The sequence below is a fragment of the Streptomyces sp. NPDC057654 genome (assembly GCF_042800135.1).
In the GTDB taxonomy this organism is placed as follows: Bacteria; Actinomycetota; Actinomycetes; order Streptomycetales; family Streptomycetaceae; genus Streptomyces.
In genome coordinates this window covers 9,580-21,735 of the sequence record NZ_JBHVHQ010000045.1, presented here as the reverse complement: position 1 = coordinate 21,735, position 12,156 = coordinate 9,580, and the positions used below count along the sequence as shown (strand labels likewise).

At 74.3% G+C, this 12,156-nt stretch carries 10 protein-coding genes; 7 read left to right on the top strand and 3 right to left on the bottom strand.

Going from position 1 to position 12,156, the window contains the following annotated elements; genetic code table 11:
• A partial coding sequence (locus ACFU99_RS06535) for a DUF2264 domain-containing protein (protein ID WP_384386694.1) occupies positions 1 to 1,602 on the bottom strand: 1,602 nt, incomplete at its 3' end.
• A 171-nt stretch (positions 1,603 to 1,773) separates the two neighbouring features.
• Here ACFU99_RS06535 and ACFU99_RS06530 point away from each other — a divergent pair.
• From ACFU99_RS06530 to ACFU99_RS06500, 7 genes are all read left to right on the top strand, one after another.
• A complete protein-coding gene (locus tag ACFU99_RS06530) occupies positions 1,774 to 2,625 on the top strand; it encodes an SDR family oxidoreductase (protein WP_384386691.1) in 852 nt (283 codons plus the stop codon).
• Between the two features lie 66 nt (positions 2,626 to 2,691).
• Positions 2,692 to 3,345 (top strand): non-canonical purine NTP pyrophosphatase, encoded by a 654-nt coding sequence (locus tag ACFU99_RS06525; protein WP_384386688.1) that lies wholly within the window; start codon positions 2,692 to 2,694, stop codon positions 3,343 to 3,345.
• 10 nt (positions 3,346 to 3,355) lie between these two features.
• Positions 3,356 to 5,755, top strand: coding sequence for an MBL fold metallo-hydrolase (locus ACFU99_RS06520; protein WP_384386685.1), 2,400 nt, complete (start codon positions 3,356 to 3,358; stop codon positions 5,753 to 5,755).
• 8 nt (positions 5,756 to 5,763) lie between these two features.
• The gene (locus tag ACFU99_RS06515) at positions 5,764 to 7,044 is read left to right on the top strand and encodes a deoxynucleoside kinase (protein ID WP_384386682.1); all 1,281 of its coding nucleotides are present in this window, start codon (positions 5,764 to 5,766) and stop codon (positions 7,042 to 7,044) included.
• The gene (moaA, locus tag ACFU99_RS06510) at positions 7,016 to 8,050 is read left to right on the top strand and encodes a GTP 3',8-cyclase MoaA (protein WP_384386680.1); all 1,035 of its coding nucleotides are present in this window, start codon (positions 7,016 to 7,018) and stop codon (positions 8,048 to 8,050) included. The genes ACFU99_RS06515 and moaA overlap by 29 nt, the downstream gene beginning before the upstream one ends.
• 46 nt (positions 8,051 to 8,096) lie before the next feature.
• The gene (gene surE / locus ACFU99_RS06505) at positions 8,097 to 8,963 is read left to right on the top strand and encodes a 5'/3'-nucleotidase SurE (protein WP_384386677.1); all 867 of its coding nucleotides are present in this window, start codon (positions 8,097 to 8,099) and stop codon (positions 8,961 to 8,963) included.
• Positions 8,960 to 10,141 (top strand): glycosyltransferase, encoded by a 1,182-nt coding sequence (locus ACFU99_RS06500; RefSeq protein ID WP_384386674.1) that lies wholly within the window; start codon positions 8,960 to 8,962, stop codon positions 10,139 to 10,141. Before surE ends, ACFU99_RS06500 begins: the two co-directional genes overlap by 4 nt.
• Here ACFU99_RS06500 and ACFU99_RS06495 read toward each other — a convergent pair.
• A complete protein-coding gene (locus ACFU99_RS06495) occupies positions 10,047 to 10,736 on the bottom strand; it encodes a DNA methyltransferase (protein WP_384386671.1) in 690 nt (229 codons plus the stop codon). The two genes, ACFU99_RS06500 and ACFU99_RS06495, sit on opposite strands and share 95 nt — an antisense overlap.
• Before the next feature lie 35 nt (positions 10,737 to 10,771).
• The coding region (locus tag ACFU99_RS06490) for an asparagine synthase-related protein (RefSeq protein ID WP_384386669.1) at positions 10,772 to 12,156 on the bottom strand (1,385 nt) is incomplete at its 5' end.

The window sequence follows — 12,156 nt, the reverse complement described above, 5'->3', positions numbered from 1 at the left end:
CACGCTGTCGATGCGGAATGCACGACGAGAGCCGCCGCCATCCGGCAGCACGGCGTCATCGAATCGCGGCCGGTGCCAGGACGCCGCATGACCATCTCCCACCATCACGCGGTGGATTCCTTCGCGCCGCGAGACATTCCCGTCCGGCGAGATCAGGGCGATGTGATTGTCGAGCCTTTCGCCGGCGGCTTCGCCGACCTCCGGTCCCGTACGGGAGGAATAGGCGAACTTGGCGTAGTGCGGGTCGTCCCGGTGCGCGGCCGGCGGGGCCGTCAGGTAATGGCTGCCGTGATTGAGCAGCCGCACGACACCGTCCCGCCGCGTGCCGTGAAGGAGAAAGCCGGGCGTGGGCAGCGGCCGGACGCAGTCCCCGTCCTCGATGGGCAGCCGGCCTTCGACCGCGGTCCACACCGGGTGCTCCGGCGGGAGCAGCAGCCCCAGAAAACCCTTGCTCGCCGCATACGGCGCCCCCGGACCGCTGTACGCCTGAGCACCGGGCGAGAACGCCCCGTACCACCCCCGCCGCAGCAGCCCCCGCGCGTCCGGCGCACCGCGCCTCACGAAGTGGCGCAGCGTCCCGCTCGCCAGCCGACGGGTGAGACCGGGCGGCAGCGGCGGCCCCGCGCCGTCCACGCCGTCCGCGGTGCTGTCATGCGCCCAGGCGCCGAGCCAGACGGGGGCGAGGGAGGCGAACCGGTAGGGGAGCGACCGGCCGTGGTGCACCGGCGCGCCGTCCGCGCCGAAGAGGTGCACGTACTGCGTCAGGAACGAGCGCAGCCGCGCGCGGTAGACGGTGGCGCGTTCCCGCCCGGCCGGACCCGCGATGTCCGACCACAGCAGGGTGTAGAGGTGGAAGCCCCACGCGTTGTAGTAGTCGAAGCGGTCCCCGGCGTCGTAACCCGGCCCGGCCTGTGAGCGGATCGCGCCGTCGGCGGGGTCGCGGTAGTCGCCGCGCCGTCGCGGCCCGTCCTGATACCAGCCGTCGCCCCGGTACCACGCGTCGACGCGCGCGAGCCCGGCCTCGATCCCGGTGCGGTCCGCGAGCGCCCCGATGGAGCAGAGGAATTCCTCCACCACGACCTTGAAGAGGACGTGGTTGTTGTCCCGAGTGCGGCTGCCGGTCACTCCGCCGAGCCAGCGGGCGACGCCCTCCTGCTCGGCGGGGGCGAGCCGGTCCCACAGCCACGGCCTGGACAGATGGAGGGAGAGCGCGATCCCCGCGGCCTCCACGATCTGCTGGGAGCCGTCGGCGATGTCCGGCCACGCCTCGGGGCCGTCTGCGGCGGTCCCGGCCACCAGCCCCCGCGCCCAGCGACCGGCCCGGTCGGACGGGTCCGCGCCCCCGGCCCCGGCGAGGCGGACGGCGACCAGGAGCAGGCTGCGGGCGAAGCCCTCCAGGCCGTCGACGCGGCGGCCGGACCAACTGGGCGGCCCCGGCGGGTGCACCGCTGCCCCGTACGGGCTCATGTACGGCGGCAGCGCGTCCAGCAGGTGATCGGCGACGGCCTCCCAGTGCGCCCGCGTCCACCCGGTGCCGGGGGAGAGGAGGCGGTCTTCCGGGGGGAGGACGAGGCGGGGCGGGGGCCCCGGAGACCTGCTCAACTCGCTGCCGTCCTTTCCGAGCGGGGCTGAGGGGACCGCCGGCACGCGGCCTCGCGGGAGAGGCGGGCACACCTCCTGCGGTTGCGGATTGTGATGATCTAATCACTATGTGTATATGTGGGTGACGTGCCCACGCCGCGCGCACCGCATCATCGATTTTTGGGGCCAGCCATGACAGCGCCGCTCACCACCGCCGGCAGCACCGCGCCGGCCGCGCGGCGACCGGCGCCGGAGTTCGCCGGCGCCACCTGCGTGATCACCGGGGGCGCCTCCGGCATCGGGCGCGCCACGGCCCACGCCTTCGCCGCGGCGGGCGCGCACGTCGTCCTCGTGGACCGGGACGCCGACACCCTGCACCGCACGGTCAAGGAACTGGAGGGCACGGCCACCGAGGTGGCCGGGGACATCTCGCGGCAGGCGGACTGCCGGGCGGCGGCGAGGGCCGCCGAGGCCGTCGGGCTGCCGGTGCGCGCGCTCGTCAACTGCGCGGCCACGTTCCTGGCGCGCGGCGAGCGGGCCCGGCCCGAGGACTGGGACCGGAGCCTGGCGACGAACGTCAAGGGCAGCGCCATGATGACCGCCGAAGTCGGGCCCCTGCTGCGCCTGGCCCAGGGCGCGGCCGTCGTCAACGTCGCGTCGATCTCCGGGCATATCGCGCAGCCCGGCCAGTGGACGTACAGCGCCGGCAAGGGGGCGTTGCTGGCGCTGACCCGCTGTCAGGCGCTCGACCTCGCCGACGACGGCATCCGCGTCAACAGCGTCTCGCCGGGCCTGGTGTGGACCCCCGAGGTCGAGCGGATGACGGGCGGCGACCGGGCGGGCTGGGGGCCCGTACTGGGCGGACACCACATGCTGCGGCGGGTGGGGGAGCCCGAGGAGATCGCCGCCGCCGTGCTCTTCCTGTGCGGACCGGGCGCGACCTTCATCACCGGCGCCGACCTTCCCGTCGACGGGGGCTATCTCGCCATGGGCCACAGCCGGTCGGAACCCGCGCCGCTGCCGGGGCGGCGTGACGCCGAATGACCCCTGTTCACAGCCACCGATGGCAGCCGCCAATGACACCCGTTCACCGCCGCTGAGGAGTTCCGCATGCTGCAAGCAGTCCTGGCCACCGCCAACGCGGCCAAGGCCGCGGAGATCCGGGCCCTGCTGTACGGCTGCCTGGACCTCCTGCCCCGGCCCGCGTGGCTGCCCGACGTCGTCGAGGACGGTACGACCGCCGAGGAGAACGCCTACCTCAAGGCCGCCGCGGTGGCCCGCGCCACCGGGCGCCTCGCCGTCGCCGACGACACCGTGATGGAAGTGGACGCCCTCGGCGGCGCCCCCGGACTGCGCTCGGCCCGGTACGCGGGCGAGGGCGCGTACGACGCCGAGAACGTGGCGAAGGTCCTGGCGGAGCTGGCGGGCGTACCCGCGGAGCGGCGCGGCGCGCGCGTACGGACCGTGGCCCTGCTGTGCCATACGGACGGCCGGCGGGTGGTCGGCGAGGGCGTGGCACGGGGGCGCATCACCGAACGGCCGCGCGGCGACGCCGGGTTCGGCTACGACGCCGTGTTCGTGCCGGAGGACGGGGACGGGCGCACGCTCGGCCAGATGACGGCGGCCGAGAAGTCCGCCCTGTACTGCCGGGGGCGCGCCTTCCGCGGCCTGGCCGAACGCCTGCGCGTCAGCGCGCACCGACCGGAAGGCGGAGAGGACCGCGTGACGTCCGGCGGCGCCGACCCGGCCCCGCGGAATCGGTGAGGAGGCCCGTATGTCCATCACGATCGAGGTCGCCGGTCACGCGACGCTGCTGGTGCGCGCGGGCGGCTTCACGCTGCTCTGCGATCCGCACCTGCGTGACAGCTACCGCGGCGGGCTGATGGGCTTCGCCCCCGCCCGGCGGATCCGGCCCCGCGCCCTCCCGCGCCCCGACGCGGTGTGGATCTCCCACTCGCACCGCGATCACTTCGACGTCGCCTCGCTCCACCTCCTGGACCGCGCCCTCCCCGTGCTGCACCCCGACGACCCCCGCATCGCCCATGCCCTGCGGCGGCTCGGCTTCACCGATACGGCCGTGGTGCGCGACTGGATGACGCTGACCCCGCGCCCGGGGCTGGAGCTGACGTGGACGCCTTCGACGTTCGACGGCCCGGAGCACGGCCTGGCCGTCCGTACGCCGGACTGCTTTGTGTGGCACATGGTCGACAGCCTGACCACGCCCGCCTGGGTGGACCGGCTGACCGGGGCCGGGGCGCCGGACCTGCTTCTGACGCCCTGTCAGCCGATCGTGGAGACCCGCAGCGTGGAGGGGGAGCCGCCGGGCGCGGACGCCGACTGGGCGGAACCGCTGACGGCGCTGCTGGCCCAGGCCCGCCCCGCCTGCGTGGCCCCGCTGCCCGAGGGGCAGTACGGGCTCGGCGACGCGGCATGGCTCAACGCCCACAAGTTCCCCGTACCGCCCGGCCTCGTGGACCAGGCCCTGCGCGCCGACGATCCGCGCCGGAAGATCCTGCGCCCCGCGCCGGGAGACCGGATCACCGTGGTGCCGGGCGCACCGGGGACCGTACGGCGGGAGCGGAACGCACTGGCGTGGGCACGGGCCACGGGCGAGCGCCGCGACCGTACGTACCATCCCGGTTCCCGGATCGGGCCCCTCGCCGCGGAGGACCGGGCGGTCCCGGCCGCGCGCCTGCTGGAACAGCTGACGGGACTCCCCTCCGAGGGCCGGGAACAGGCGCTCCGGGAACTCGCCGCCGCCGCGCACGGCCGGTTGCGCGAGACTGTCTACCGCTTCGTCGTGGTGGACGCGCACGCGCGGCCCTCGGCCGCACGGACCATGCGGCTACGGGCCGGGGGCGGCCTCACCGCGGAACCGCCCGTGGCCGTGGCCGTTCCGGACATCGAAGTGGCGGTCGCCGCCACCGATCTGGAAGAACTCCTGACCGGCCGGCTGGGCTACTCCGCCGCGCAGTACGGAGGCCGGCTGCGCGAGATCCGCCCCGGCCCGGCCGCCGACCCTGCTCCGGGCCCGGCGTTCATCACCAGCCGGCACGACCCGCTGCCGCCGCACGGAACGGTGGCCCTCTCCGGCATCGGACTGTTCGCGCTGCTCCTCCGTACCCGCCTCGGGTCCCCGCTGGTCGAGCTGGACAGCGAGATCGCGGCCTGTCTGTACGGGCGTCCGGCCCGGTCACCCGACGCGGCCCGCGCCCGCACGCTCCACCCCTCGCCCGAACTCCCCTCGATTCCGTCACGGGGCCAGCCGGGACAGGACACCGTATGGACGCGCATCGGCCGGTGCCTGGCACGCGGTGAGGATCCGGGGCACGCCTCGGGGACGGTCACCGACGGGGACCGGTGCCGCTACGTCGGAGTCCTCGGGCGCGCGCCGTGGCCCGCGCCGCGCGCCGAGCCGGACGGCGGCCTGGGGTTCCTGCTGCTGACCTGCCTGGTCGAGGCGCAGCCGCACCTCGGCGGCGGCGTGCGGTTCCCCGCCGACTCCTACCGCCGGTTGCTGGCCGACATCGAAGCCTCGCCGATCCGCCGGTGGCAGGTGCTGCACACTCTCCCCGACGGGGTGCGGGTGCCGCGATGGCGTGCCGCGTCCCTGTTCCCCGTCTCCGCCGGCCGGCTGCGCGCCGACCTGGCGCGCCGGGGATGGCGCGGCGAGATCCTCGATCCCCCGGGGGTTCCCAAGGGCAAGCCGGTGGAGGAGCGGTGGTGGCTGGGGCTGCCGCCCGTACGGGGAACGGGCTCGGCGAGCCGCGTCCTGCGGGTGGCGGAGTCGCCGGGCTGCCGGGTGCGGGGGCTGGCCGAGGCCCCCGCCCTCCTCGGCGCGGACGCGCCCCTCGCGGGCGACGCGCTGGAGCGGCCCGACTTCCGGGTGTGGGCGGCGCTGTCGCACACCGCCGGGAGCGCCGAAGCCGCCGTCAGGGACGCGCTGATCCGCGGCGATGTGCGCTTCTCCTGGCTGCTGCCGCCGCGGGAGACCCGCGCCCGCGCCGGACGGGACGTGGACCCCGTCGCCTTCGCGGAGCGGGTGGCCCTGCTGTCGCTGGCGCGGCTGGCCCGTACCCGAGCGCCCGACGGGGTGAGGGACCTCCTCCCACCCACTCCGCCTGTCCCTGTGCACCCCGCCCCCGACCCCCGCCTCTTGCCGACCGAGCCGTGAGGAACGCGATGCTCACCGATCTCCCGCCGGGGCACCGCCCCGCCCACCGCCGTGCCGCGTGCCTGATCCTCGACAGCCGGGGCCGGGTCCTGCTCACCGATCCCGGTCCGCACACGGAATCTGAGGGCGCCGGCCTCCCGTGGGCCGAGGTTCCGCCCGGAGGAACGGCACGCCAGGCCGCCGCGGCCGCAGCCGGCCGAGCCTGCGGGCAGCGCGTACCGGCCGCCCGGCTGGACTACCTCGCCGAGCTCTACGTACCCTCCGGGCCGCACCGCGAAGTCCCCTACGACCTGCGGGTGTTCACCTGGCGGCGCAGCCTGGACACGGGCCGGGCCCCCGGCCCCCACCTGCGGTGGCGGGCGCTGGACGGCCTCGCTGACGGCCTCCCTGACGGCATTGCGCACGGCGAGCTGGAACCCGCGGCCGCGCACTGCCTGAGCAAGGAGGCGCACCGGTTCTCCCGCCCGGCGGCCGAAGCCGACGCGTCCATGGCCGACGTGCCCGTGGCCGACATCGAGCGGGCGGCGCGCCGCCTGATCGATCCGGTCCCGGCCCTGTGGCGGGAGGCGGCCCCGGCCCCCATCGTGGTCCTGGGCCCGCCCGCCGTGGGCAAGAGCACGCTGCTCAAACAGCACACCGCCCGCGCGCCGCGGACCCAGCACGTACGGGACATCGTCCCCGTCAACCGCGGCAGAAGCCGCGGCGGGGCGCGGGAGAACTACCTGACGCGCTATCTGCGCGGCGACAGCGGCTCGGCGCTCCTGTGCCAGCTGGAGACCCTGCTGCTGCGCGTATTGCAGAACCTGCGCACCGGCAGCGGCAGCGTGCTGGACCAGGACGTGCACAGCTCGCTGGCGTACGCGAAGGCGATGCGGCACAGCGGCGCGCTGAGCGCCCAGCAGTACGAGACCTACTACCGCTACCACCACCTGATCACCTCGGCGCTGCCGCCCCCGGCGGCCGTGGTGCACCTGACGGCCCGTACGGACGTGCTGATGCGCCGGATGCGGCGGCGGAACCGCGTTCTGGAGCGCTCCTTCACCAGCTCCTACGTGTCTCTGGTGTCGCAGTGCTTCGAGGACGTGGCCGAGGAGCTGTCGTCGCGCGTCCTGGTCCATCACCTCGACGCCTCCGAACTGTCCCCCGAGCAAGTGCTGGAGCGCTTCCGGGAGTTGTGCCCGGAAGCGGATTCCGCCCCGACCGTCGGACGACCCGCTGGACGACCCGCCGAGAACCCCGCACAGAACAGGAGCAGCAGCCATGGCCGCACCCACGTACGACTGGCGTAATCCGGGCCCCGCCCCCACCGAGGGCCCGCTCGCCGACACCTTCGGCCGCGTCGCGGGCGACCTGCGGATCTCGGTCATCGACAAGTGCAATCTGCGCTGCACGTACTGCATGCCGGCCGAGGGGCTGCCCTGGCTGGAGAAGGACGAGATCCTCACCGTCGACGAGATCGACCGCCTGGCGCGCCTCTTCCACTCCCTGGGCGTGCGCGAGTTCAAGATCACGGGCGGGGAGCCGACCGTACGCCGCGAGCTCCCCGAGATCGTGCGGCGCGTGTGCGCGCTGGAGGGGGTGGACGTCTCCATCACCACCAACGGGCTGCTGCTGGACCGGCTCGCGGCGCCGCTGCGCGAGGCCGGGCTGCGCCGCGTCACGGTGTCCTGCGACTCGCTGCTGAGCCACCGCTACGCCGAGATGACCCGGCGGGACGCCTTCGACAAGGTGACCAAGGGGCTGGAGGCCGCGCGGGCGGCGGGGTTCGACCCCATCAAGATCAATTGTGTGGTCATCCGCGGCACCAACGACGACGAAGCGGTCGACTTCGCGCGCCTGGCCCACGAGGGCGGCTACGACGTGCGCTTCATCGAGTACATGCCGCTCGACGCCGAGAAGACCTGGGAACGCGACAAGGTGGTGCCGGCCGAGGAGACGCTGGCGGCCGTCTCGTCCGCCTTCGACCTCGTCCCCGTCGCCCAGGACTCGCCCCAGCCGGCCACGTCCTTCCGGTTCGCCGACGGCGCTCCCGGCGGGCTCGGCTTCATCCCCTCCGTGACCAACCCCTTCTGCGCGAGCTGCAACCGGATGCGCATCACCGCCGAAGGGGCCTTCCGCGTCTGTCTGTTCGCGCTGGAGGAGACCGACCTGCGCGCAGCCCTCCGCTCGGGCGCCGACGACCCCGCGGTGGAGCTGATGATCCGCGAGGCCCTCTGGCACAAGTGGCCCGGACACAAGATCAACCACCCCGACTTCGTCCGCCCCGACCGCAGCATGTCCATGATCGGCGGCTGACCCCGATGCGCCGAACGGCCCGGCGGCCCCGGGGGAGGAGCACCGCATGACCGCGGGCGCCAGAGTCCTGGTGACCAACGACGACGGGGTGACGGGCGAAGGGCTGCACCGATTGGCCCGCCACCTCCACGACCAGGACTTCGACGTGGTCGTGGCCGCCCCGGAACGGGACGAGAGCGGCTGCGGCACCAGCCGCGCGGTCGCCGCGGACGGGCTCGTACGCACCCGGACCCGCACCCCGGCGGGCGAGGCCGGCATCCCCGTCCACTCCGTGGCGGGCCCGCCGGGGCTGATCGTGGCGGCCGCCTGTCAGGGCGCCTTCGGCCCGGCGCCCGACCTCGTCCTGTCCGGCATCAACCCGGGAGCCAACATCGGCCCGGCCGTACTGCACTCCGGCACGGTCGGCGCCGCCCTCACCGCGATCCAGTACGGGCGTCCGGCCGTCGCCCTCTCCCTCGTCCACGGCGCGCCGTACCACTGGGACACCGCGCTCGACGTCCTGGCGGCCGTACTCCCCGCGGTCCTGTCCCGCGCACGCGACCGGCGGCGGCCACCGCCGCTCTGCAACGTGAACGTGCCGAACGTGCCCGCGCACCGGCTCGCCGGAGTGCGGCGCGCCGGACTCGGCGCCCACGCGGACAGCCGCTTCACCATCCAGCGCCTCGGCCCGGACCTCCTCCACGCCGCCCACCAGCCGGCCGCGCCCCGCGACGGCGGCGAGGCCGCCCTCCTCGCCGCCGGATACGCGACGGTCACGCCGCTGCGACCGGTCGGCGAAGCCGCCGAAGTGCGTTTCGCACTCCCCGCCGCGCTTCCCGCCGCACTCCCCGCCGCCGTGGACGAGGAACGCGCCGTCGACCGACGACCCGGCCCACACGCACCATCCGCCGCACTCGCCCAGGAGCGCTCATGACCCGCCGCGTCGTCTCCTTCACCTGGGGCCGGGGCCTGGGGCACGTCTCCCGCCTCATCGCCGTCCACACCGAACTCCGCGCCCAGGGCTGGGACTCGCTCCTGCTCACCGAACGCCACCAGCGGCTCATCGACGACCACGGCCTGGGCCAGACCGTCATCCCCACCGACGCCGACAGCCTGGTCGGCGAGCCCCTGCACGGGACCGGCCCCGCCGTCGACCACCGCCTCGCCGAGGCGCTGGTCGCCCAGGCACTGCGCCCGGACGACGCGGTGTTGCACGACGTGACGGTGCAGCGGGAGCTGTACGAGCACGCGACTCGGCTCGACTGCCCCCAGTTCCTCGTCCATCGCTTCCAGCGCAACCGCCCCGACCCCGCCGCCTGGGTCGCCCGCCACACGCCCGCCATCGGCCGCGTCTACCTGCTCGGCCACCCCGAACGGCAGGCCGTGGAGCACGGCGTGCACCTGGTGGGCGTGGACGACGTCGTACGCCGCCTGCTCGGTACGCGCTCCCCATGGCCCCCGGACACGTCCGCGATGAAGGTCGCCGTGGTCGCGGGCGGGGGCGGCCACGCGGATGCCGCCGGTTTTCTCAACGCCGCGCTCCAGGGCGTACGGGCGTACGCGCGCCGCGAGGCCGTCGAGCACGTCGACGTGCTGGTGCTCACCGGCCCGCACTTCGACGGGCACGTCCTCGTGCCGCCCGGACTGCCCGGCCCCGTACGGGTCGCCCCCTACCTGGGGCCCGACCACGACGTCTACCGCCATGCCACCGCCGCGATCACCCACGCCGGTTACAACACCGTGCAGGAGCTCGTACGGTCCGGGGTGCCGACCGTGGCCGTGCCCGGCGTCCGCGACTTCGACGACCAGCGGGTGCATCTGCGGGCCGCTGCCGGGCGGTTGAACGCGGCGGTGGTGGCGGAGCCGGACGAGCACGCCATCGCGGACGGCCTCGCCGCCGTGCTGTCGGCCACGAGCACCGACAAGAGCGCCGACAAGAGCGCCGAGGCCCGCTCCGCGGACGGGGCCCCCGCCGGGAACGGAGCCTCCGACATCGCCCGCGACCTGCTCGCGGCCGTCACGGCTCGTAGCGGAACACCAGGACGTGGGTGTGGTGATAGCCGGGAGCCGCGTGGTCGGGCCCTGTCTGCACGAAGACGATGTCCTCGCTGAACTGGAAGAGCTCGCCCAGCAGCATGCCGAACTCCCACACCAGCGGCCGGGTCCGGCGCCACTCGGGACGCCGCAGCTGGGACACCTCGACCGCCACCGTCGCCCCGGGCGCGAGAAAGCGCGTGAGGCTCGCGAAGATCCGGCGCGCGTCGTCGAGATGGGTCTCGCGAACATCGCGCCCCACGGACGTACGGAAACTGGTGAACGGCGGGCTGGTCAGCAGCAGCGCGAACGGGGGCCACGGCCCGGCGCCGACGTGCTCCGCGCCGACATGCTCCGCGTCCGCGGTGAGGAGGCGTGCGGGGTCGGGCAACCGGGTCCTGGCGAAGGCGGCCCGCTGATCGTCGCGTTCGAATCCGACGGCCTCCCGGCCCAGCCGATGGGCCACCGCGAGCGTCGTGCCGAAGCCGCAGAACGGGTCGAGAACCCAGTCTCCCGGCCGGGAGAAGTTCTCCAGCACATACTCGGCGAGGGATTCCGGAAAGCGCATATCCGTAGGGCCCGGAAAATCGATGGATTCCAGTGCCCCGTCGATCATCTGCCAGGAGCGCCGGCCGGCTCGCCCGTCATCGCGCACCGTTGGAACATCGGTCATGGATTCGCTTCTCCCAAGGTGGTCTGATGCCGAATTCAGTGGCCCCGCCCGGACACAAGGGCCTCCATTTGGAACAGCTGGACGGCGAACGGCGCGAACTTGTCCACCGTCCGCCAGGACGGCGGGCGCCCGCCGCCGGTGAGCAGCCGGGGGAGCAGCCCGTCGGCCGAACGCCACCACCCGCGCTCGCGGGTGAGGGCGTGAAAGGACAGGTCGGCGAGGTACAGCAGCCGGTTGGCCGCCACGCGGGACCCGCGCCGCATCGGGCCCTCGGCGAACGGCAGATGCGCGAAACGCGGATAGGCGCGCCGGATCGCCTCGGTATGAAATCCCTCGTCCGCCAGGACGTGTTCCGGCAGCGACGCCGTCAGGTCGAACAAGTCGTGGTCGAGATAGGGCAAGTGCACCCGCAGCCCGCCGTGGCCCATCAGCCGGAGGGGATGGGGTCCGATGGCCCGCCGGATCCGGTTCCAGAAGAGAAAGGAAGCCAACGGGAAAGCCGCGCCTTGATGCCGGGCGAATTCGGCGGCGATACGGGCCTCGGCGCGTTCCCTGCTCCACCGCCGGAGCCGGGCCGGCGGGATGAGGCGGGGCAGCATCGGGTCGAGCCCGTACTGCTCCACCAGCCACGCCGCCGCCCTGGCCGGGATTCGTACGCGCTCCCTGTCGCGCGGCGGACGGCGGTAGTGGAAGGGCGTCTGCCACAGGATGTCGCCGCCGAACCCGTCGTACGTGAGCCCGCTGTGCGCCCGTACGCACCGGCTCAGCGCCAGCATCCACGGGCCCTCCACCGAGCAGTGCTGCTGAAGCCGGCCGGTGACGAGTTCGGCCCGCAACTCCGAGGGGCCGCGCGGCACACAGGCGTGCGGGACGCCCACCGCGGCGGCGACGCGGCGCGCCGTCCGCAGGTCGGCGTCGCGGCTGGTGAACTTTCCCGTGGTCACGGTCAGCCGGGGCGGCGCGCCCTGCCGGACGAGCTCCAGCAGAATGTGCCGGGAATCCCGGCCGCCGCTCAGCGGCAGCACGTAGTCGTCCGACGGCAGCCGGGCGGCGACGGCCGCCCGGAACAGCTCCACGGCGGCTTCGACGGCCGCGCCGCGCGTGATCTCCCGCGGGGAGGGATGCGATGGGGCAGCGAGTCCGTGGCCTGTCGCCCAGCGGAGCCCCTCCCCGGCTCGTACGGGCGTCCACTCCATCCGCGCGCCGGGCGGCAGGACGCGTACGGCCCGGAACGGGGTGTCCTCGGCGAGGAACGTCCCGAGGCGCAGGAACACCGCCATAGCGTCGTCGTCCATGGCGGCAGGCGCCCCCATGTCCAGGAGCCGGGGCAGATCGGTGGAGAGCAGCAGGCCGTTGCCCGTCGCCGCGTAGAAGACCGCGGGGAGTCCGTAGCGGTCACAGCGGACGGTGAGCTTCCGTC

What these genes read in the sequence shown, in the direction of transcription:
- ACFU99_RS06495 (WP_384386671.1), bottom strand. Translation starts at nt 10,736, where the DNA reads ATGACCGATGTTCCAACGGTGCGCGATGACGGGCGAGCCGGCCGGCGC.
- ACFU99_RS06500 (WP_384386674.1), top strand. Translation starts at nt 8,960, where the DNA reads ATGACCCGCCGCGTCGTCTCCTTCACCTGGGGCCGGGGCCTGGGGCAC.
- ACFU99_RS06515 (WP_384386682.1), top strand. Translation starts at nt 5,764, where the DNA reads ATGCTCACCGATCTCCCGCCGGGGCACCGCCCCGCCCACCGCCGTGCC.
- ACFU99_RS06530 (WP_384386691.1), top strand. Translation starts at nt 1,774, where the DNA reads ATGACAGCGCCGCTCACCACCGCCGGCAGCACCGCGCCGGCCGCGCGG.
- moaA (WP_384386680.1), top strand. Translation starts at nt 7,016, where the DNA reads ATGGCCGCACCCACGTACGACTGGCGTAATCCGGGCCCCGCCCCCACC.
- ACFU99_RS06525 (WP_384386688.1), top strand. Translation starts at nt 2,692, where the DNA reads ATGCTGCAAGCAGTCCTGGCCACCGCCAACGCGGCCAAGGCCGCGGAG.
- surE (WP_384386677.1), top strand. Translation starts at nt 8,097, where the DNA reads ATGACCGCGGGCGCCAGAGTCCTGGTGACCAACGACGACGGGGTGACG.
- ACFU99_RS06520 (WP_384386685.1), top strand. Translation starts at nt 3,356, where the DNA reads ATGTCCATCACGATCGAGGTCGCCGGTCACGCGACGCTGCTGGTGCGC.